The sequence below is a fragment of the Acetobacteraceae bacterium genome (genome assembly GCA_004843165.1).
In the GTDB taxonomy this organism is placed as follows: domain Bacteria; phylum Pseudomonadota; class Alphaproteobacteria; order Acetobacterales; family Acetobacteraceae.
The window spans coordinates 437,501-458,492 of record CP039459.1 but is presented as its reverse complement, the minus strand read 5'-3'; the positions used below and the strand labels follow the sequence as shown (position 1 = coordinate 458,492).

Annotated in this window: 21 protein-coding genes, 1 other RNA gene and 1 riboswitch; of the genes, 18 read left to right on the top strand and 4 right to left on the bottom strand. The window is 42.0% G+C overall.

The window, feature by feature from the left end:
- Positions 1 to 13 precede the first annotated feature (13 nt).
- The 10 genes from FAI41_02195 to FAI41_02150 all read left to right on the top strand — a co-directional run bounded on the left by FAI41_02195 (position 14) and on the right by FAI41_02150 (position 5,843).
- Complete coding sequence (locus tag FAI41_02195) at positions 14 to 1,048, top strand: hypothetical protein (protein QCE32480.1); 1,035 nt, start codon at positions 14 to 16, stop codon at positions 1,046 to 1,048.
- 180 nt (positions 1,049 to 1,228) lie between these two features.
- Positions 1,229 to 1,525 (top strand): hypothetical protein, encoded by a 297-nt coding sequence (locus FAI41_02190; protein QCE32479.1) that lies wholly within the window; start codon positions 1,229 to 1,231, stop codon positions 1,523 to 1,525.
- Between the two features lie 76 nt (positions 1,526 to 1,601).
- Positions 1,602 to 2,162, top strand: coding sequence for a hypothetical protein (locus tag FAI41_02185; GenBank protein ID QCE32478.1), 561 nt, complete (start codon positions 1,602 to 1,604; stop codon positions 2,160 to 2,162).
- Positions 2,162 to 2,560 (top strand): cell division protein ZapA, encoded by a 399-nt coding sequence (gene zapA / locus FAI41_02180; protein ID QCE32477.1) that lies wholly within the window; start codon positions 2,162 to 2,164, stop codon positions 2,558 to 2,560. Before FAI41_02185 ends, zapA begins: the two co-directional genes overlap by 1 nt.
- A 51-nt stretch (positions 2,561 to 2,611) precedes the next feature.
- Positions 2,612 to 2,770: non-coding RNA, 6S RNA (ssrS, locus tag FAI41_02175), on the top strand.
- Positions 2,771 to 2,794: 24 nt separating this feature from the next.
- Positions 2,795 to 3,349 (top strand): 5-formyltetrahydrofolate cyclo-ligase, encoded by a 555-nt coding sequence (locus FAI41_02170; protein ID QCE32476.1) that lies wholly within the window; start codon positions 2,795 to 2,797, stop codon positions 3,347 to 3,349.
- A gap of 25 nt (positions 3,350 to 3,374) precedes the next feature.
- On the top strand, positions 3,375 to 4,196 hold the full coding sequence (locus tag FAI41_02165; protein QCE32475.1) for a TIGR00282 family metallophosphoesterase: 822 nt from the start codon (positions 3,375 to 3,377) through the stop codon (positions 4,194 to 4,196).
- 55 nt (positions 4,197 to 4,251) lie between these two features.
- The gene (locus FAI41_02160; protein QCE32474.1) at positions 4,252 to 4,854 is read left to right on the top strand and encodes a hypothetical protein; all 603 of its coding nucleotides are present in this window, start codon (positions 4,252 to 4,254) and stop codon (positions 4,852 to 4,854) included.
- Complete coding sequence (locus tag FAI41_02155; protein QCE32473.1) at positions 4,835 to 5,335, top strand: hypothetical protein; 501 nt, start codon at positions 4,835 to 4,837, stop codon at positions 5,333 to 5,335. The genes FAI41_02160 and FAI41_02155 overlap by 20 nt, the downstream gene beginning before the upstream one ends.
- A 1-nt stretch (position 5,336) precedes the next feature.
- Positions 5,337 to 5,843: a hypothetical protein gene (locus FAI41_02150; GenBank protein QCE32472.1), complete on the top strand. Its 507-nt coding sequence runs from the start codon at positions 5,337 to 5,339 to the stop codon at positions 5,841 to 5,843.
- A 60-nt stretch (positions 5,844 to 5,903) separates the two neighbouring features.
- Here FAI41_02150 and FAI41_02145 read toward each other — a convergent pair whose 3' ends face one another.
- From FAI41_02145 to FAI41_02135, 3 genes are all read right to left on the bottom strand, one after another.
- Complete coding sequence (locus tag FAI41_02145; GenBank protein QCE32471.1) at positions 5,904 to 6,608, bottom strand: thiaminase II; 705 nt, start codon at positions 6,606 to 6,608, stop codon at positions 5,904 to 5,906.
- A 39-nt stretch (positions 6,609 to 6,647) separates the two neighbouring features.
- Entirely contained in the window at positions 6,648 to 7,385 is a 738-nt protein-coding gene (locus tag FAI41_02140; GenBank protein QCE32470.1) for a thiaminase II, read from the bottom strand.
- Positions 7,386 to 7,405: 20 nt separating this feature from the next.
- Positions 7,406 to 9,829 (bottom strand): TonB-dependent receptor, encoded by a 2,424-nt coding sequence (locus FAI41_02135; GenBank protein QCE32469.1) that lies wholly within the window; start codon positions 9,827 to 9,829, stop codon positions 7,406 to 7,408.
- A riboswitch (TPP riboswitch) is annotated at positions 9,823 to 9,928 on the bottom strand. (Overlaps the previous gene by 7 nt.)
- A gap of 109 nt (positions 9,929 to 10,037) precedes the next feature.
- Between FAI41_02135 and FAI41_02130 the strand changes: the two genes are divergently transcribed.
- The 8 genes from FAI41_02130 (at position 10,038) to msrB (ending at position 19,646) form a co-directional block, all read left to right on the top strand.
- Entirely contained in the window at positions 10,038 to 11,066 is a 1,029-nt protein-coding gene (locus FAI41_02130; GenBank protein ID QCE32468.1) for a hypothetical protein, read from the top strand.
- A gap of 375 nt (positions 11,067 to 11,441) precedes the next feature.
- Positions 11,442 to 12,320: a hypothetical protein gene (locus FAI41_02125; GenBank protein ID QCE32467.1), complete on the top strand. Its 879-nt coding sequence runs from the start codon at positions 11,442 to 11,444 to the stop codon at positions 12,318 to 12,320.
- A gap of 311 nt (positions 12,321 to 12,631) precedes the next feature.
- A complete protein-coding gene (locus FAI41_02120; protein QCE32466.1) occupies positions 12,632 to 13,387 on the top strand; it encodes a hypothetical protein in 756 nt (251 codons plus the stop codon).
- A 32-nt stretch (positions 13,388 to 13,419) separates the two neighbouring features.
- On the top strand, positions 13,420 to 15,183 hold the full coding sequence (locus tag FAI41_02115) for a DUF885 domain-containing protein (GenBank protein ID QCE32465.1): 1,764 nt from the start codon (positions 13,420 to 13,422) through the stop codon (positions 15,181 to 15,183).
- A 126-nt stretch (positions 15,184 to 15,309) separates the two neighbouring features.
- Complete coding sequence (locus tag FAI41_02110) at positions 15,310 to 16,320, top strand: SDR family oxidoreductase (GenBank protein QCE32464.1); 1,011 nt, start codon at positions 15,310 to 15,312, stop codon at positions 16,318 to 16,320.
- A 326-nt stretch (positions 16,321 to 16,646) separates the two neighbouring features.
- The gene (gene acs / locus FAI41_02105) at positions 16,647 to 18,596 is read left to right on the top strand and encodes an acetate--CoA ligase (protein ID QCE32463.1); all 1,950 of its coding nucleotides are present in this window, start codon (positions 16,647 to 16,649) and stop codon (positions 18,594 to 18,596) included.
- A 4-nt stretch (positions 18,597 to 18,600) separates the two neighbouring features.
- Positions 18,601 to 19,248: a glutathione S-transferase gene (locus tag FAI41_02100; protein QCE32462.1), complete on the top strand. Its 648-nt coding sequence runs from the start codon at positions 18,601 to 18,603 to the stop codon at positions 19,246 to 19,248.
- Complete coding sequence (msrB, locus tag FAI41_02095; protein QCE32461.1) at positions 19,245 to 19,646, top strand: peptide-methionine (R)-S-oxide reductase MsrB; 402 nt, start codon at positions 19,245 to 19,247, stop codon at positions 19,644 to 19,646. The genes FAI41_02100 and msrB overlap by 4 nt, the downstream gene beginning before the upstream one ends.
- 97 nt (positions 19,647 to 19,743) lie before the next feature.
- Here the strand turns inward: msrB and FAI41_02090 are convergent, their stop codons facing one another.
- Entirely contained in the window at positions 19,744 to 20,859 is a 1,116-nt protein-coding gene (locus FAI41_02090; GenBank protein QCE32460.1) for a nucleoside hydrolase, read from the bottom strand.
- Positions 20,860 to 20,992 lie beyond the last annotated feature (133 nt).

Below are 20,992 nucleotides of genomic sequence, written 5' to 3'. Positions count from 1 at the left end.
ATACTTATTTTTTATGAATTTCACACGTTTTTTATCTTTTCTTTTCTTTTTATGGATGTTGGCGTTTTTTACAGTCTCGGCCTTTGCCCAAGAAAAAGATTCTCTTGTTTTGCCGCAAGGCGACGGGTTGATTGATGAATGGTTTTCCCATTTACCTATAAATGTCATGATGGGAACGCACGTGACGGCTGCGGCGGTTGATTCAACAAGAACGCCTTGGCTGTATCCGCTTTTTCCTTTTCTTTATGCAATTAAAATTGTGCCGGTCGGGGGGATGGCTCCAGAACGCATCATTTCCCTTCATCCTCGTTTGGTTATTCTTCCGGCGGAAAGAAAAGATAAGGCAGGGATTCTAAAAAATGCTGGTCTTCATGTCGAAGTTTTGGACTTTACAGATTATGCTGGATTATTGGCCTGTATCCAGAAGAGCGCTCAGTTGGAAAATACAGCTTTGGCACTTGAAAAAGCTAGAATTTATAAAGATTTTTTAATCGAGAATTTAAGAGAAATCCCAACGAATTTAGAAGGCGCTATCTGTCAGCCGAACGGCTCACTTCCAAATCTTATAAAAGTAAAACCTGATGCGCCCAAAGTGTTGCATCTTTCATCATTGGAACCTTTAAAAGCTGATGGCAAGAATACGATTATTGATGAATGGATACGGATGGCAGGCGGGCAAAATATTTTTACTTTTAGCGGTAATAAGAAAGAAATTACGTGGGAACAGATTTATGCTTGGAATCCTGACATTATCATTTTGCAAGCCAATGCAGGTAAATGGGAAAAGGGAAAGGTTCCGACGGGCGCTTTTCTGTTAAAGGCCTTTAAGGAAAATCATCTTTACCGCAATCCTGCCGGATTATTCCTATGGGATCGCTCCGGCCCGGAGCTGCCTTTGCAGGCGCTATGGGCAAGTGCGATTATAAGTGGGAGGGGGCTTGAAAGTCAGGGAATAAAAAAGAAGATGCACTTTTTTTATCAGACATTTTACGGGCTTAATCTTTCAGATGAAATTTTGGAAAAAATTCTGAAAGGAGAAGGGCCTTAGTTAGAGGCATTGTACGCTGTTTAGGCAAGGAATTGCTGTGCCTTTAAAAATAAAAGATCTTGTCGTTGGATAAATCTTGCTTTGTCTGATTTTTATGATAGGGCAGGATTAGGCTTTAAGGAAAAATTGCGTTAAAATACGGCGAGCAGGAAAAATCTTGGGTGCGAAGGGGATTTAGGCGTGAGAGAAGAGCAAACGCTTCAAACAGAAATACAGCGGCTTGAAAAGGCTTTGGATTCTTTATTGAACCTGAGTCGCACGGCAGAAGAGCTAAAAAAAGAAAATGAAAAACAGCGTCAGACGCATGCTGCTTCTCTGGATGTGATTAAAAAAGATTATGATGCGGTTCTTGTAATGGCGGAGGAGCTTTTGAAATCCGTTGATGAAAGCGAACCGGTGGAAAAAGAGGTTATTGTCGAGGCTAAAAATGACAATGTTGATGATGACGATGAAGAGAAGATATTGATTGAATTGTGACTTTGACGCCTTATAAAAAAGGCGGATTAAACAGTTCAAAAATGTATAGAAATTTGGTTTTGGAAGGGATTAGACTGTGTTAGAGAAGCAAGTATTTCAGGCGGATTCAAAACGTTTAGAAAAGGTTTTAGAAGGATTATCTGCACTTTGTGAGCAGATTAAAAATTTACGCCTCCAGCAAAAAAATCAGCAGGAAAGCCATAAAGCAGAATTAAACACGCTGCGTGAGGCACATGCATCAGAGACAGAAACCCTCAAAAAAGGTTACGAAAAAAAGCTTGAGGAGAATGAAGAGATTCTTTTAATGGCTCAGATGGAGCAAGAGGAACTTCAGGCAAAGCATCAGGCTGCTTTTTCTGAATTGCGTCAAGCACATTCTGATGAAATGTCTGCCCTTAAGACAGAATATGCTCAAAATATTGCGGAAAAAGAGCAAACGATCGCGCATCTAAAATCAGAGCATCAGACAGGTATAGATCTTATTAAGAAAGATTATGATGCCGTTCTCAGTGTTGCCGAAGCACTTTTAGAAGAAGTGAATCCCGTAAAGGACACGGTCGTTCAAGAGGCTGAAATTGTCAAATTGCCTGTTGGAAATGACAATGTACATCTGGATAAAGTAAGGGATGTACATTAATGGCAAAAAAGGTCGAGTTGCTGATTAACGGATCTCCTTATTCCGTTTGGTGCAAAGAAGAGGACGAAACAAAGATTTGCCGTTTGGGAACGACATTGGAAGAGCGGACTTCTAAAGTTGCCAGAACATTGCGCCCCGATAGCGAGGCGCATGCATTATTCTTGACCTCTCTTCTTCTTTTAAGTGAAATTGAAACCAAGGCGCTTAAAGAAAAAGACGAGGCTGACAAAGTCGCTCAGGAAGTTCTGGAGAGAGGTAAGCAGGCAGAAAATGATAAAAAAGAAATCGCCTCTCTGAAAGAGGCGCTTGCACGAGCTGAAAATCAAATTAGATTTTTAGCAGATCGAGCTGAAAAAACCTTGGCGGAAGTCAAAGAGAATCTTCAGAAAGCAGCTTAATTTCGTTTTTAAATTGCTTGAGCTGTGACATGAAAAGGCTTATTATTCTCACAGGAGCTGCCCGGTACGTTATTCGCACATCAACCTCTGGGCCGATAAGCACTCCGAAGGGGGCCAGCACTGTTGCGATCGTGGTCGCATTATCCGGTCACCCACCTGTTAAAGCAGGTCCGGGAGAGCTGATTTGAAGACGGCCATGGCGGCTCCGCTTATGGCAGGGAGGCCGTAAATAGGATGCCAGTGCGTCAGGCTCTCAAAGCAAAGCGAAAAATAGCCCTTTCTCCCGAAAATGAATCAAAAATAAGCGTGAATCTGGCAAATTTTGTCCTCAAATCACATTTGAAATCGTGGGGATTGGTCTGGCCACTAGCGCATGAAATAGATTTACGCCCTTTATGTCATTTTCTTTACCAGAAACAGTTTAAAATCTTTTTACCGGAAACCTTTAAGGCAGAGAAAAAAATTCTTTTCCGAAAATGGACTCCCGAAATATTGATGAAAAAAGGGGATTTTGGAACGTTTTATCCCGATGAAACGGTTGATTCCTCCTTGTCTTTAGAGGGTGTTGTCGTGCCACTTTTGGGTTATGATTCCAAAGGGTATCGGATAGGGTATGGCGGTGGTTTTTATGACCGTTTTTTAGCGAAATATCCAAAAATTTTTCGGCTAGGTTATGCGCTTTCGGTGCAGTATAAGGAAACTTTAGAGATTAAAAAACACGATCAAAGGCTGGATGTGCTTTGTACAGAAAAGGGGATTGTCACATTTCCGTTTCGAGATCCTTTGTGAGAGAAAATTAAGGGAAAGCAGGATAGTGAGAATTCTTTTTTTAGGTGATATTGTCGGTAGGTCAGGGCGAGAAGCTATCATCCATAATGTTGCAAAATGGCGTAAAGCATATCGTTTAGATATGATTGTTGCAAATGCCGAAAATGCCAGCCATGGCTTTGGTCTTGGCCCTATGATTGCCAAAGAGCTTTTTGAAGCCGGGATTGATAGCCTTACTTTGGGCAATCATGCTTTTGACCGTAAAGAACTTATTCCTGCCATCAATGATTTCCCTTTTCTTGTGCGGCCTGTAAATTATCCGAAAAGCACACCGGGTAATGGTTTCTGCGTTAAGCCGCTACCAAATGGTAAAAAAGTTTTGGTCGTGAATCTTGCCTGCCGAATTTTTATGAATCCGATTGCGGATGACCCCTTTAAAGCGGTTGAAGATATTTTAAACCGCTTTCCACTTCGCAGGGCTGTTGATGCAATTATTTTAGATGTTCACGGCGAAGCGACAAGCGAGAAACTTTCTTTGGCAAATGCTTTTGATGGACAAGTCTCTTTTGTTGTCGGCACCCATACCCATATTCCGACAGCCGATACACGGATTTTACCAAAGGGCACAGCCTATCAAACAGATGCCGGCATGTGTGGTGATTATGACAGTATTATCGGAATGGAAAAAGAAGGTGCAATCCTTAGAACACGCCATCCTTTCGCTGGCGGAAAATTAGCCCCTGCTTCTCAAGAAGCCTGCGTTTGTGGTGTGATGTTTGAAACCGATGACAAGACAGGTCTTGCCGTAGCTGTAAAACCTTTCCGCCAAGGCAAGCATTTGATGCAGGCGGATGGGTTAGGAGCATGATTTTCTTTAGCTAACTTATAGAAATTATATCTTAAAAGACTAGGAATTTTCTAAAATGAGTGAGGTGAATGTTGTATGTGATATAGACGATACAAGTGCTTCGGAAAATCTTAAAGCTATTAAAACCAGCTCAGGAGAGGAGTTGCGTATTTTCGCAACTTCACGCATTATAAAGGAAATTTTATGCCCAAAAACCGAAGTTATTGCTTGGAAATCTAAGATAAATTTTTCACCAAGGAGTTTATATTTTACATCTTCGGCATGGAGCGAGTTTTTGGAAGAAAAGATTCAAATTCAGGCGCAAATAGCTAATGCTGCGGATTATTGGGTTGAAGGAGGAAAATGTGATTCCTCGCTTAAAAAAGAGAAAGAAGAAGGACGTTTTTTAAAAAGATTGAAACCAGAAATAGACGAAATTTGGGAAATACGGGTAACTAATCCTCCAAGAAATCAAACGAGATTATTAGGTCGCTTTATTTTTCCAAATAAATTCATTGTGTGTCTGGTTGTAAAGCGAGACGTTGTAGATAAAAAGTGGGAACTGGCAAAAACACTCACAAAGGCTTCATGGAATGCATTGAATATTCGTGCTTGTTTTCATAGCAATGATTTGTATGCATATTTGAGAGAGACGGAACATGACAATTATCCTATCTGAATCATCAGGAAGAAATATAAAAAAAGAGTGTGAATTTAACACATATTATGCATTGGCGCAGTTTCATGATGCATCTTATCGTGCCATTAAGGATCTGATGGATCGTGAGGGCTATGGAAGAGATCCTCAGAAGACACAACGTAAAGTCGCTAAAAAAATAGGAAAAAGTTCAACTTGGGTCTCTAGAAAATTAGGAGATGCAGGTGCATGTAGTCAAAAAGCATTAGCGGTTTTTGCTGGAAACTATGACAAAAGAATAGTGATTTCTTTTGTCAAGCCAGGACATGAAAGAATAGTTGCTGATGTCGTTCAAATACTTGAGGCAGCGCTTTCACATCAAGAAAACCCGCATAGTGGGAATATTTTTGACCACATATCTTCCTTTGTAAGGGGGATAGTGCCTAACCAAGGAGATAATATCGTGGAGGGTGTTTTTTCTCTCTCTGGTAATCAACCAGTAAGTGACGTAGTGAAGTTGTAAAATGATTGAAAAATTAAAATTAAAGGCAATCCATCTGTGCTCAGGAGCTAGATTCGATCAAAATGGTGGGATGAGTGCGCTTGGTATTATGCCGCCAAGCATTGTTATAAATCAAACTCCTTTTATGTTGCCTTCTTTAGCAATTATTGGACATGTTTGGAATATTTCAAACAAAATTATTCAAGGTAAACTTTTTATAAGGACACCTAAAAAGCAGCAACCTTCTCTTGGTGTGCCTTTTAGATTTAATCCTACGGGGAAACAGGGTACAATTTTTATTGTAAATTACCCAGGGGTATTTTTTTTAGAAGAAGAGGGTATTTATGAATTTGAAATTGAAGGAGAAAACGGCTCAAAAAAAATTATTTATTCTTTTGAGGTTCTGAAACATTCACAGCAACAAAATGTTCCTTTCGTCCCTGGACTTTCTCCAAAAGAATTTAAAAATTTTCAAGAAGAAATGAAGGCACTTGTTGAAAAATACATCAAGCCAGAAAATAAAAAATAATGTTCTAGATAACTTTAGAATTTAGAAAGATGCTAAAAGTTATCTAGGCTCAAAATAAACTTACTGCCAGTTTTCTAATTTATAGGCGGCATCCCAAAAATTCAGCTCCATGCGTGAGGCTGTTACGAAATCATCGAGCATTTTTTGGCGCTGGGCTGGGCTGGCTTGGGCGGCAAGGCGGTTGGTGAGATCAATCATTTGATCGGTTGCTTTTTGAAAGTCGGGATTACGGTAATCTTTGAGCCAATTTTCATACGGATTAGGAGAAACTGCCTTTTGGGTTAATTCTTGACCGAGAGCGGAATAAATCCAAAAGCAGGGGAGTAAGGTCGCCGCCAACTCCTCCGGCGTTTTTAGGGCGGCCGTACTCAGTTCAAAGCTTGTATAAAGCAGGGTTGCCGGTGCCGGACTGATTGGGGCTTTGAGATGCCAATCATCTTGTTGTTCTTTGAGGGAGTCATTTGCAAATTTTAAAGCAATTGCGGCATCTGTCGGATTTTCAAGCTTTGCCGCAAGTATTTCAAAGCTTTTCGCATAATCTTTGAGATAATAGGCATCTTGGGCCGCATAGAAATCGAATTTCTTTTTATCAAGCGTGCCTTTTTCTAATTCCTGATTAAAAGGATGTTGACGAATTTTTTCGTAAATGGGGGCAATTTTTTGCCAAGCTTCATCTGAGAATTTTTTCTGTGGGACGGCCGCAAAAGAAAGGCTAGGTAAGAGCAAGGTAAGAGAGAAAAAGAGCGAAAAAGATTTGGATTTCATTGTAAAAGTTTCCTTAAAAGAGGGGTGAAAGAAGGGGCGTTATTGCCAATTTTCGAGTTTGTAAGCGGCATCCCAGAAATTAAGCTCCATTCTGGAGGCTAAGACAAAGGCATCTAGCATTTTCTGGCGTGTTTCAGGCGTTGCTTTTTCAGCGAGCTGATCGGTGATGTCAATGAGGCCATTGGCAATATTCTCTTCCGTCAGTGGACGTTCCTTATTGGTATTGCTGTAAAAATGGATCCATTTTTCATAAGGATTGGGAAGAATTGCCTTTTGCGCAATCTCATTGCCAAGATGTGCATAAATCCAAAAACAGGGGAGCAGGGCTGCGGCTAACTCCTCACGGCTTTTATAGGCTGCCGTTGCCAGCGTGAAGTTGGTATATAGCAAGGTTGCCGGCGCAGGATTGCGTGTTTTTTGAGGCAGCCAGTCGCCCTTGACCTCAAATGTCGCTTCAGAAAGTGCCGTTCTGGTAAATTCTAAAATTTTATCCATAGATTTTGGATTATCCAATTTTGTGGCCAGAGTGGCTAAGGCTTTGGTGTAATCTTCAACAAATTGCGTATCTTGAGAGGCATAAAAATCGAATTTCTTTTTATCGAGTGTGCCTTTTTCTAATTCCTGATTAAAAGGATGTTGACGAATTTTCTCGTAAATGGGCGCAATTTTTTGCCAAGCTTCATCCGAGAATTTCTGGTGTGCCTTAGCGGCAAAAGAGAGGCTGGGAAGGCAGAGCGCCACGAGGCAGAATGATGTTAAAAAATGGATTTTTTGCATTTGGGGTTTCCTTTGGAAAATTAAAAACCGGCGCTTAAACTTCCGGTTACGCCGAAACCGCCGTCAATATAATATTTAGGGCTTTGTCCTTGGATAATGGTGCCGTTTACAGCCCTTGTATCTTTGGCGTTAAAGGTTGGGGTACCGACACCGGAGAGATAAGTTTGGTTGGAGAGGTTGTTGAAATTCAAACGCCAGCTTGGGGCTTTGACAGGGCCAAAATCTTTCCCATGATAGCCAAAGGCAAGTTCTGCCGTGGCATAGCCCGGAATAGATTCATCATTCATAAAGGTTGAATATTGAGGCCCTTTATAATGGGCTGTAATCATGCTGAAAAAGCCATGCCAGTCATATCTGAGGCCGATGCTTCCGGAAAATTCAGGGGCTTCGATCGCTTTTTTGCCTTTGGTTGGGAGATACGTTCCATCGACCGGGAGATCATTATTATTCACAGCGTCCAAATATTCAAAGCTTAAATAGGGAGAGAAGCCACGAACCGGTTTAAAGCCAATGGCACCATCGACCCCTCTTGAGGTCTGTCCGCCGGCATTGATGGTGGTTTGAATGTTGCGGTCATTGACACTCGAAATCAGGCGGTTTGTAAAATTATAATTAAAAAAGGTCAGCGAAGTAATCACATAGCGTCCTGTATGCCGCCACCCAAACTCTTCATTAATAGCGTATTCATTCTTCAGATTTTGCGCCCCATAGCCTGAAATACCGCCAAGCCCGTTGGGATCACCGTAATTGGTTAAATTATAAGTGTCATAATAAGCCGTGACGGAAGGCGTTCTGAAATTGGTAACGCCATTACCGAAAATCTGGTCGTGCGCCCCAAGTTTCCAGAGAAAACCGGCACGTGGCAATGGAATAGCATAGGTATTTCGGCCTGATTTTTGCGGGCCGGGCACAAGATTATGCGGGTCAATGGATTCAATCACTTCTTTAAAACCGCCCATGAGTGTAAATCCCCTTGGCAATTCAATACGATCCTCTACATAGGCAGAATTGCTGTGTGTCACGGAATACATATTAATGGTATTCCAAACTTGCCCATTTGGAAGATGCAGCATGGTTGCAGGATTATCTCCCCAAATATTTGGCGCATAGCCATTTTGCTGAACCGGCACATAATTCATTTTTTCACTGTCTGTTACATGGTCATACCAGTAGCCCAGAGTGAAATGATTCCATTTTAAATCATGTTTAAGCGTTAGCGTAACGCCGTCCCGTGTGGTTTTTTGACTGTAATTATCACGATAGGTTCCCCAGCCGTCATTATCCACAGGCGGGTTAAAACTGCCGGGAATGGGCTGTTCATAACCTGAGTAATTTCCGCTGGTCAGAAATTGATCCCCTGTCGGGCCATTCCCGAAAATATACTGGCCATAAGGCTCAGCCTTAAAGCTTAAATGGGGGGTAAACTGGTAATTGATGGGTGCGCCGGCATAAATCGTTTGAAAGGGGGAGCGGTAAAGCGGGTAATAATTTGATCCGCCAACCGCATTTTGAGGATCAAAATGAGGGGCAAGCAGGCCAGCTTCTTTTCCTTCACTTTCCCATTGAGAGAGATTTACTTTTGGATAATAGGCAATATCGGCACGGTTAAACGACATCACAACGGATGCTGCGTTTTTATCATTATCTCCAAAAGGGCGAATGGCCTTAAAATCAACATGGTTGCGTATATTTTGTCCAGGCCCCCGCCATTGATTGGATTGCGTATAGGAATAAGAGGCAAAAGCACGGATCTTTGTTGCACCTAAAACGCCAGTATCGAGGCGCACAAATTCTTTGTCCGTATTAAAAGTGCCATAGGTAAAACCGACTTTAACCCCGGCCTTTCTTGCCGGGTTGATGTAATTCATACTTAAAACGCCGCCAGCCGCTTGGAGAAGGGGATCGTCAATTTCTCCGCCCTCTTGGTTAAGGGTGACGGATTTATAATTTTCAGAATCTGCCCATTGCGAAGGCGTTCCACCGCCATAGGCGGCATCTCCGACAGGCATACCTTCTAAAAGATAACCAAGATCGGAACCTTGAATGCCTCGAACAGAAATATCTGTCTGCCAAGAAAGACCGGAAGGATCAGAACTTGAGACATTTGCGCCGGGCTGAAGTTCAATAAGCTGAAAAGCATTTTCCGTGGGGCTTTGAATTTTAATATAGGCTTCTGAAGAAGTGCTTTTTTCCATCATGCCGTTATCGGTGCTAATCAAACCGCCGCCGGCATTTGAGACATGATGGGGCGAGGCAATCCGAAAATGCTCAGGCTTAGGAGGTGGCGCTTTGGTTGTTATTCTTACGGAACGTTTTTTAGGGGCTTTATGCGTGAGTGCATTGGTGGATTTCAGCCCATCTGCACAAGCGAGATCGGGCATCTGGTGAAAAAGCAGCAACAGCACCGTAAAGGCCCACCGTCGCCTAGGCCATTGGAGAAACATGTAAGATCCTATCCCTTGCGCTGGTATGATCCAGATCAGGTTCAAAGGGTCTGGCGCCATGCCATCTCAGCCCCGTACGGGACTCCCCTTGGATATAAAAATTTCTTTATTATAGACAAAGAAAAATTCGCTTGTCTAGCGTATAGAAATGGGCTTCCAGTAGGTTTGAGAAGAAAGTTTTTTATTTTTAGAGCTTAGAGAGGTTACTATGTGCCAAGGTTTAACAGGATCTGATTATTATAAAATTTCCTATTTGCAGGTTTCTGGTGCGCGTGTAGCGTTGCCAATTTTCAAGCAGGCTGCATCAGACGTAGAGATTGAAAATGCAGATAACACTATTCTACTCGTGAATTATGGAAGCGCAGATGGCGTGAATTCTAAATTTTTTGTGACGGAAGCCTTATGTATTTTTACAGAGCGTTTTTCCCAAAAAATACTTTCTGTGATTTATAATGACCAAACAGATAATAATTTTTCAACGATTTTTAAGGCGTATGAGGATCAGAGCAAGCCTTTGGTTTTTTCTTCAGGAAAATCGTTTTACTTTCAGGTCATGCCTGAAAATTCCGTGCATTTGGCGTGGTCTTCTTATGCGAGTATTTTCCTTTCTGCTCGTCCTTCAGGTTTTGGAGAGGGGCTCGCAGCGTATTGCGTTCCAGGATCTGATTTTCAGAAAAATTCTACGGTACAGGCGCAAAAAGATTGGAAAAATTTTTTACTTTTGCGGGCGAAAGAATTAAAGCCAAAAGGATATTTCCTTTGCGTAACTCCAGGACGTCAAAACGGTTGGGAAACAGGATTTAATCATATTTTGGAAAAAGCATGGCAGGTCTTGAAAGAGATGGCGACAGACTGGAAGATTGATTTAAATTCGCCTGATTTTCCCCGTGTGGCGGTATACCCTCGAAGCGATGAAGAGATTTTAGCACCGTTTAAGGAAAAAGCACTTTTGGATCTTTTTAAAGTGAGATATTTTCAGAGTTCCTCTTTGCTAGAAGAGAATTGCCTTTCAGAAGAATCTCGAAAATTTTCTGCGGCTAGAAGACACACAGATTTTTTCATGATGACGTTTGTAGGAAATTTGGAAATGTGTTTTGCGTTTTTTCAAAAAGAACAGACAGTCGAAAATCTCCAAAAATTTAAACATGTTTTTGAGCAAAAGCTATATGAACAGCTTGAAAACGATCCGCAGCCTGTCTCTCAGCATGTTCAGGTGCTTTTATTACAGAAAAAATAATCTTTGGAATAAGGCATATTATATTGATTTTTTGGCAGGAAAATATCCATTCATAACAGAATGGATTCCAAATAATTTACCAATTTTCTGCGGGGTAGGTTTGCAAGTTTCCTGAATGCTATCGTGTGAGCATCTATAAAGATCTTTTTAAAAGGATCAGAAAAACAGATCGCTTTATGTGTTTTAGCGATTGGGTGAGTGAAAGTAGTATTGGTTGTCCTGAAAAAGGAGCGCCATATCCTTTTGGCGTGTATGAAATGCATTGTTTTGATGTCGTAAATATTATTTTAAACAGAGTATAATTCTTTTTGTGACGACATCTTTTTTTGTCGTTTGAAAAGAAGGTTGTGATAGAAATTTAAGGAAAGAGTAAAAATGTTTTTCGGTATTCTCTGTGCTGTTCTTATTCTCATTGTCTTCTGCGCTTTGCCGTTCTTGAGAATTGTGCCGGGAATGGAGGCATGGGTGATTGAGTTTTTAGGTCGTCCGCTGAGACAGCCTTGGTATTCGGGTTTGCATCTTCTCATTCCTTTTTCTGTTATTCGCAAAAAAGTGGATTTAAGAGAACAGCAAAATGCTGAAACTTCTGAAGTTAAAACAAAAGATAATGTTTTCGTTAAAATCGGATGGGTTGCCATTTGGAAAGTTTCCGAAGCGATGAAATTCGTTTATGCAAACGAAAATCCGTTACAGCAGCTTTTGTGGCAGACAGAGAATGATTTGCGTCAAATCGTTTCTGAAATGACCTTAGAGCAGCTTTACTCAAGAAAAGATCATGTCGGCCAACTCATTCTAAAAGATATCGAACTCAAAGCTGCCGCAATGGGCATGGTTTTAAGCAATGTTTTGATTGAACAGCCAGAGCCGCCCAAAGAGGTTGCTGAGGCGATGAATCAGGAGGTTGCCGCTGAGGCTTTAAAAAAGGCCGCAACAGCCAAAGCAGAAGCGAAGCGGATCGAGCTTGTTGGCATTGCGCAGGCTGAAAAGGAAAGTAAAAAACTTCAAGGGGAGGGACTTTCGGAGCAGCGTAAGGCAATCGCACAAGGATTAGAGGAAAGTTACACCTTGATGCAAAAAGGGATGCCAAACGCCTCAGAGGAACAGATTTTATCTTTGATGCTCAAGGCGATGGATACAGATATGGTCGTCACCGCATCGCATACATCAAAAACAAATTTAATGGTCGTTCCTTATGCTTATTCAGATAATCCGGCGGCACTTTCAGCCTTACCGATTTTAGCGAAAAATCATTAAGTTGAAAAAGAAAAGCCCTCAGAGTTTTCTAAGGGCTTTTTCATTATGTCTTGCATTATATTTTATATGATGGCGCGTGTGAATTCTCAGAACTTTTTGGGCGTTTTAAGTATTGTGGTGTTGAGGCAGAAAGCACGCAAGGGCGTCGTTTTCAAACAGTTTTTTCTTGGGTTGAATATTTTGCACTTCAAATAACGGGGAAGCAATAATTTCTTATTTTATACGTCTCTAATTTCCTTGCTTTTTCCTCAAAAACAGAGTCTTCTTCAAAGAAGATAGAACATAAAATGTAAAAGAACTGGGGGATAAAAATGAAATTTTTTAGCAAGAAAAAACCTGTTTTTCAGCTTACACGAAAGCAACTTATCTGGATGCCTGTCTTAAATGCTTATGATCGTGAATGGCCTCTTTTAGTTTGCCAACGTCAAAGTGCCAGTGCCTTTGAAACCGAAGAGGATTATCAACAGAGTGTCCTGGCGGTTTTAGAGCAGCAGGCAGAGGCGATTAAAGAGGTTAAAAAACAAAATTATCCCAAAGCCAGCTTATTCGGAAAATTCCCTAAAACGATCGGTAAGATTGCTTGGAGTCATCAGAAACCTGAAATAGAAGAGGTTAAAACCGTAAAGGTTCTTGTTAGCCCCAGCGATAAAACGCCTTTAGGGATTGCTTTTTATAATGCGCACCCTGTATCGGATAAAGTTTTAGAACAAGATGCCCCGTTACGTCAAAAATATCCGACTTTATCTCGTTTAATGTCGGCTTATTATGATGAGGATTTTTTTAACGATGATTCAGAGGATTCTTCTAATCCTCTGAGTGTAATGGCGGAATTCTGCTTTGAAGAAAAGGCAGAAACCGTTCAAAGTCTTTTAAATGACATCACACATTATCTCAAAACAAATCCAACAAGCAAAGAGGCGGAGTCTTTTTTAACCGCTTTAGGCAATGAGTTTGCTTACCAAGGAAGTCAGATAAGCGCCTTAGAATGGTTGGAGTATTTAAGGGTGCGTTTAGAGGATTGGGTATTTCATGGAGATGAGCCTATTTCTTTAGAAAATAACAAATAAAAATCATACGGCAAAATTCATGTAAAATTAAAATGAAAGATTTTTTTATGTTAAAAATGCCTTCAAATCTTTTCTCTTTAATGGCTTCGACTTCTATGGCGCTAATGCTGGTAGGGGGTGTCATTTTTTCAAATATGGCGCAGGCTGAGTCTCGTAAGGCGCAAAAGCAACTCGATGCTTTTGCCCAAATTGAAAAAGATTATTTCCAGTGGCACTGGCTCAATAGTCCCGTCTCTGCCACATCTGATGGGGTGCATACGCTTGAGGGACGCAATTTAGACGCTTTGCTCGATGATTCTTCTGCAAAAGCCGATAAAAAAGCCATTCGACAGCTTAAAGCAACCTGCAGGGCTTTGGCACGTCTGAAAATACCAGCAGATCAAAAATTAAGAGAAGATGATCGCCAGATTCTGTTGCACGATTTGGAGGGCCAACTGCTTTTATTGGAGAAAATCCAGCCTCAAATCCACAATCCCGATAGTTATACGCAAATTGCAACTGCTTCTTTAGATAGCTTGATTAGCCGTGATTTCGCCCCGATAGAAGAGCGCATGAAGGACGTTATTGCACGGGAATATGCGTTCAAGAAATTCTTCCAAAGCGCTGAAAAAAAACTCGCAAAAGTCCCTGCCATTTATCTGGAAATCTCCAAAGAGGATCTAGATGGGGCAGAAAGCTTTGTCAAAAACGATGTGCCCTTGGCTTTTGCTTCTGTCAAAGACCCTGTTTTGCAAAAACAGTTCAAGAAATCAACGGAAACAGCTTTAAAAGCGCTCGCAAAATATCGTCAACAGATTGAAAAGATAAAGCCTTCCGGCTCTTATATTTTAGGGCGTAAAAACCTTGAGGCTTTGCTGGCAAGTGATCTGACAACGACTTCTATTGAGGATCTGATTAAAAAGGGCGAAGCACAGCTTAAAAAAGACCAAGCCAGCCTTCATGCAGCGGAGAAACAGATTTCGCCAAAAGATCCTGCCAAAGCGCTTTCCATCGTTCGGAAAGATCATGTGGCAGGGGATAAGCTTCTTGATCTTGCTGCGACACAGATTAAAGAAGCGCAATCTTATGTCTTATCCCATAAAATTGCGACATTGCCGGCAGAAACTGTTCCTACAGTCACGCCAACCTTGCCCTTTGAGCGCTCGTTAATTACGGCGGCAATGGGATGGCCGGGAGCCTTTGAAACAAAAGCAACGGCTTCCTATTATTATGTGACGGCACCGAACCCGAAAGATCCAGAGGAAAAACAAAAACAGGATATTGAAGATCTCAATACGCCAACGATGCTTAATATTACAGTGCATGAGGCCATGCCGGGGCATTTTGTCCAAGGGCTTTATTTGCATAGTCATCCCGAATGGTCTTTGACTCGCAAAGCAGGACATTCTTATGCAACCACTGAAGGATGGGCACATTATACCGAGCAAATGATGCTTGATGAGGGCTTCCATGCCGCAAAGCCGGAATATCGCTTGATGGTGGCAACAGATGCTTTGTTACGGGATTGTCGCTTCTTAGCCTCTTTGGAAATGCATACGGGTAAAATCACGCTGAAACAGGCAACCGATTTGATGCAAAATGCCTGCTATCAATCTCCAAGCATGGCGTATAAAGAAGCCAGAAGAGGAACGGTTGATCCGGGATATTACTCCTATCTCTTAGGAAAGCTTCAGATTCAAGATTATCGGGATGCGGAGAAAAAACGCCTTGGTGATAAATTTTCTTTGCAAAAATTTCACGATCATATTTTGGCCAGCGGATTGATTCCTATAAGTTTGATTGCGCAGGAAAAATAAGATTTTGAATAAAAGGCCCCTTTATAGAGAAAGGGGCTTTTTTTAGGGAAAAGCTTGGGGGTCTTGAGAGTTGTCGTGTTACGCTAAAAATTCTTAAAGCATCTACTTTGAGATTTAGGAGGAAAAATGTCAGAATCTACGAAACAAAATGATTTCCCGACACGCCGAACTCTTTTAACGGGCGCAACGCTGGGCGCTGCGGCCTTGGCGGCGGAGGCTGTGCCACGCCGTTCTTTTGCTACGGCTAAGGAGCGTCAGTCAGTATCTCTTGCGGATCCCGTAAAGGCGTATCCTTCTGCACCTTTCCATCAATCTTTGCAGAGCTGGCCCGGTCTGCAGTCTAAAATGCACCCGACACCGGATTGTGGCGAAAAATCTTATATTGGTTCCGGCCGTTTGAAAGGCCGTCATGCGTTAATCACAGGTGGCGATTCAGGGATTGGTCGTGCTGTGGCGATTGCATTTGCTAGGGAGGGGGCGGATGTCGCTATCAATTATCTTCCTCAAGAGGAATCTGATGCAAAAGAAGTGATTGCGTTGATTAAAAAAGAGGGACGTAAGGCGATTGCGTTGCCGGGGGATTTGCGGGATGAAAAATTTTGTCAGAGATTGGCCGCAGATGCACAGACACAGCTCGGCGGATTGGATTGTTTAGTCAATAATGCAGGCTATCAGCATTTTGAAGATGATTTATTAAATCTTACGACAGATCAAATTGATCAGACATTCAAAACAAATGTCTATGCTTTGTTATGGCTTACCAAAGCGGCGGTTGCTTTGATGAAACCGGGCAGTTCTATTGTAAATACAACCTCTGTTCAGGCCTATAGACCAAGTGCTGGCCTTGTGGATTATGCGGCAACCAAAGCCGCTATTTCTGCGATGACACGTTCTTTAGGAAAACAGCTTGTTCCTCGTGGTATTCGAGTCAATGCTGTTGCACCGGGCCCATTTTGGACACCGCTGGAAACAACAGGCGCACAGCCTGCGGATGTCGTCAGTACATTTGGTTCAGATATTCCGTATAAACGCCCTGGACAGCCGGTAGAAATTGTACCGCTTTATGTGACATTGGCTAGCGCCGAAAGCAGCTATGCAACAGCGCAAATTTGGGAATCTACAGGTGGCATGGCGTGATTTTCTAGGTCAATTTTATTTTTAAAAGAAGGGAAGCCTCGCATTATTTTTTGCGAGGCTTTTTTTGAAATTTATCTCTCATCAAGCTTTGCTGGACTTTGTCACTGAAGGTAAAATGAATCTCTTCATTTCGTACTTTTAGGAAAAGTTAAGCGCTTCTTTATGTTGAAGGAAATTCATTTTGAAAGTGGCAAAAATATGTTAAAAAAGAGAATATTTCCACCTCTTCATTGAGATGTTGGATAGGGATGACCCTCCTAATTTCTGAGGTCAAAAAGGATCTGCAAGAGTCATTCCGACACTCTTGGCAGAAAGGATATGATTTAATGTCTGAAAAAATTTTTCCCGTTTTAAAATCAGCGAAAAACAAATCCTTGATAGATCGAGAGACCTACGAAAAATGGTATCTGGAAAGTCTTAAAAATCCAGAAATTTTTTGGGGACAACAAGGTTTAATTATTGATTGGTTTAAGCCTTATACGAAAGTTAAAAATGCTTCTTTTCAAGGTGATGTGTCGATTAAATGGTTCGAAGATGGCGTAACAAATGTGGCCTGGAACTGTATTGACAGGCATTTAGAAAAATTTGGCGATCAAGTCGCCCTTATTTGGGAGGAGGATAATCCTTCTTCGAATAAAAAAATTACCTATCAGAATCTCTATACGCATGTTTGTCGCCTCTCGAATGTTTTGAAAAAACACGGGGTAAAAAAAGGCGACCGCGTTACAATTTATATGCCAATGATTTTAGAGGCGACTTATGCCATGCTGGCATGCGCACGGATTGGCGCTGTGCATTCGGTTGTTTTTGGCGGATTTTCAGCAGAGGCTTTGGCAGGGCGTATTGTTGACTGTCAATCCACTTATGTCATTACTTGTGATGAGGGGATGCGGGGCGGTAAAATCATTCCGATGAAAGATCATTTGGATATGGCGATTGATCTTGCCGCCAGCCAAAATGTTGCCGTGGAAAAAGTGCTGGTCGTTAGACGGACAGGTGGAAAAATCGGTTGGGTGCCGGAACGTGATTTTTGGTACCATGAAGAGGTTCAAACCGTTGCGGCAGAATGCCCACCGGAAAAGATGAAAGCGGAAGATCCTCTTTTTATTCTCTATACTTCTGGATCAACGGGAAAGCCTAAAGGGGTTTTACACACAACAGGTGGGTATTTAGTTTATGCTGCAGTGACGCATAAATATGTTTTTGATTATCATGAGGGTGAGATTTATTGGTGTACAGCGGATATTGGCTGGATAACAGGCCATTCTTATATTGTTTATGGCCCGCTTGCGAATAGGGCAACAAGCCTTCTTTTTGAAGGGATTCCAACTTTTCCTAACAAAGAGCGTTTTTGGGAAATTATCAATAAACATCATGTAAATATTTTTTATACCTCTCCCACAGCCATTCGTTCATTGATGGCCGGTATCTCCCATCAGGCCATTCAATGTCCTTCACTCCGTCTTTTGGGACTTGTTGGAGAGCCGACAGATCCGCAAACATGGGAGTGGTTTTATAGAGAGGTTGGGCAAGAAAAATGCCCGATTGTAGATACATGGTGGCAGACCGAAACTGGTGGCATTCTTATTACACCTTTGCCGGGCGTTACAGATCTAAAGCCCGGTTCAGCAACACGTCCCTTTTTCGGGGTTAAGCCAGAGCTTGTGGATACAGAAGGAAACATTATTGAAGGGGCAGGAGAAGGCAATTTATGTATTGCGGAAAGCTGGCCCGGACAAATGCGCACCCTTTACGGCAATCATAAATTATTTATTGAAAATTATTTTTCTCTTTACAAAGGTAAATATTTTACAGGGGATGGCTGTCGACGGGATGAGGACGGCGATTATTGGATTACTGGCAGGGTAGATGATGTTCTAAATATTTCAGGTCACCGTCTTGGTACGGCCGAAATTGAATCGGCGCTTGTTTCGCACCCGCTTGTTTCAGAGGCTGCTGTGGTTGGTTATCCGCATTCTATAAAAGGGCAGGGAATTTATTGTTATGTCATTCTTAGCGATGAGAGCAAGCAAGGAGAGGCTCTCCATCAAGAGCTTGTGAAACATGTGCGCCGGGAAATCAGCCCGATTGCAGCACCGGATCAAATACATTTTGCCTTTTCGTTACCTAAGACCCGATCGGGAAAAATCATGCGCCGTATTTTAAGGAAAATTGCAGGTGATGACTTTGAAACGCTTGGAGATCTTTCAACTTTGTCAGATCCTTCGGTGGTGGAACATTTAATTCAAAATCGAAAAAACCGTAAGGAAGAATAAAATTATGAGTTGTTTAACCCTTTATTATAAATCTGGCGCCTGCTCTTTGGCTGATCATATTCTTTTAGCGTATGTTAAAGAAAAAACAGGCTTGGTTTATGCGGCTATTCAAGTGGATCTTAACACCCATCAGACAGAGAATGGTGCAGATTATTACAAAATCAATCCACGGGGAGCCGTGCCGGCATTGGAAGTGGAAGAAGAGAGTCGAAAGAGTATTTTAACGCAAAATCATGCGATTTTACTTTATATCGGCGATCTTTCCGGCCTCTCAGCTTTGAGCCCCGATAAAGGCAGTTTAAAACGGGCAAGATTGGATGAGGCCTTGAGCTTTTGCAGTGATTTACATGCTGCTTACAGTCCTCTGCTTCATCCGGAAAAAGTCGGTTTGGAAGCCGCACAGCTTACCGGTTTTTATCAAAAGGCGGACAGACGTCTTCGGGAATTGGAAAATTGGTTGCCGGAAAAAGGATTTTGGCTAGGTCGGGAATTTACACAGGCAGATGCATATGCAGCGGTCATTTTAAGCTGGTCGGAAAAGGCTAAAATCGATCTTTCCCCGTATCCAAAAGCCAAAGAGCTTAAAGAAAAAGTCTTTGCACTCCCAGCGGCTCAAATAGCTTTAAAGGCAGAAAAAGAAGCTTTGGGATGATCCAAAGCTTAGACAAAAGACTATCGCCGGCGCAAGCATATATTCTCAAAGAAAGAGGGACAGAACCGCCATATTCAAGTTGTTTGATCCATGAGAAAAGGGAGGGGGCGTATCATTGCGCTGGATGTGGCGCAGTGCTTTTTTATTCGACTCAGAAATATGAAAGCGGATGCGGCTGGCCATCTTTTTACGAAGAGGTGGCAGGGGCGGTCGAGAAGAAAGAGGATACAAGTCTTGGGATGCGTCGTACGGAAATTACTTGTGCGAAATGTCATGGGCATTTAGGGCATCTTTTTCCAGATGGCCCGCAACCGACAGGCCTGCGCTATTGCACCAATGGCCTTAGTCTTGATTTTGTTCAAAAACCTATGGATTTGGGCAAGACATCGGTAAAATGATTGAAAAAGAAAAACCTCCCTTGCGATTAAAAATGAAATTTCAAAGCAAGGGAGGCTTTCCACTATCGTTATTTTAGGAAAAGACAAAAATCTCTTTTTATTTTTGCAGTGATTTTTCGTCGCCTATTGTGTGAATATCGCTTTGCGCTTCTCGCAGGAAAGTTTTTAAAAAGCGGTCTGCCTCAATGGAGGTTACGATTTTCACTTTATGAACTCCAATTTCTTTTGGTGTTGTGGAATCAGGCCAGATAATGGCATGGCCATAATGAATCCCTTTGGAAATATCGACATCCATATAAGCATCTAAAGAATTTTTAATGAGGGTTGGATCTGCCGCGATAGCGGTGGCCATTTCATCCCACATTGGCAGTGGGTCATAATATTGACCGAGATAGCGGGTCATAGGAGTCTGTTTGCGTTGAATCTTTTTCAGATAAGCCCGTGTCATCATTAAATCATTGGAGACATTGCCAACAGCCGTGATTTTTTTCCAGGGGGCCGTTAAGGTAATATGTGCCGCCTCTGGATCAAAAATCATATTAAAATCAGAAGCAAAATCCACATTGCCTGTGACGGAACGCATGCTGGTATCTAAAAGCGCCCCCATAAAGATAAGTTCTTTTGCTGTTTCCGCAAAAGTAGGGTCAAGCCGAATAGCTAAGGCAAGATTGGTCATCGGGCCTGCCGCAACAATCGTCACTTGATGCGGGTGGGCATGAACTTGTTTAATCAAAAAGGCCGCGGCATTTTCAGAACTTGCCGGCGTATGCGGAGAACCTTCTTTTAAAACAGGCAGAGCAGGCTGTTCAGAGGGGATTTTTTCGATTGATCCAAGCGCACCCCAAGCCCCCTTCCAGGGAGTCGTACCAAATTGTTTTTCACGAAGACGCATTAAAGAAACACTATTAATCAGCGGATAAACCGCACCATCGGCGACAGGAATTTCTGATTTTCCAATAATTTCAAGAAATCGTCTGAGATGTGCAGATTCTGCATTTTCCCAGCCGTCTCCCGTAACAACGGTAAAGCCTAAGACTTTAACCTGAGGGTTAAAGAGGAGGGGAATGACAGATTGCTGATCTGAACCGCCTGGACCCAAAAAGTCATTATCTTCAATAATTAGGCGAGGGGGCTCAGCTTTGGAAATCACGGGTATAAGAGAAAAACTGAAAAGCAACAGAGAAAATATAGGGGTTAAAAAGCGAAAATTCATATTGAACCTTTTTAGAAAGCTTTGTTTTAAAAGAGATTTTTAATTTCCTGAATAGGGTTACGTTATAGCAATTCTATCTTCAGCGGAGGAGGGGAGGCGTTATATGCGAATTGAGAATATTTGAAAGAAACCC